This window comes from Pseudomonas koreensis (assembly GCF_036668835.1).
In the GTDB taxonomy this organism is placed as follows: domain Bacteria; phylum Pseudomonadota; class Gammaproteobacteria; order Pseudomonadales; family Pseudomonadaceae; genus Aquipseudomonas; species Aquipseudomonas koreensis_I.
Window position 1 is genome coordinate 1 of record NZ_JAZEVW010000031.1, and the last position, 481, is coordinate 481.

Genomic DNA, 481 nt, shown 5'->3' on the forward strand with positions numbered 1-481 from the left:
GCCCTGGAGCGGCCAGACCAGCGGACCGAAGGGCGACTGCGCCGTCTGGCGGATCAGGTCGTCGACAAAGGCCTTGCTCCGCTCCGGCGCCACCAGCGTGAGCAGCGGCAGCTGCGCGCGATAGACGTCCCAGAGCGAATAGCTGCTATAGGCGGCGGCATCGGCCGGCACCTGCTGGATCTTCCCGTCGAGCCCCGGATAGCGCCCATCGACGTCGGAAAGCAGGGTCGGGGCCAGTTGCGCGTGATAGAATGCGGAAGCCATGATCACGCGCTGATCCGGCGTGCCGCCCTCGACCGCGACTCCACCCAGGGCTGCGCTCCACCGCGCCGCCGCCGCATTCCGCACCCGGTCGAAATTCCAGTGCGTCGCGTGCGGTGCCAGGTTCGCCCGCGCCCCGGCGACGTCCACCGCCGAGATGCCGCAACGGATCAGGATCGGCGCCGCGCCGGCATCGTCGTAGAACAGCGCCGCCTTGACT

The 481-nt window shown here is 70.1% G+C and carries 1 protein-coding gene; it reads right to left on the reverse strand.

Annotation, left to right across the window (positions count from 1 at the left end; all coding sequences use genetic code 11):
• The coding region (locus V6F91_RS27170) for a glycoside hydrolase domain-containing protein (protein WP_332769928.1) at positions 1-481 on the reverse strand (481 nt) is incomplete at both ends.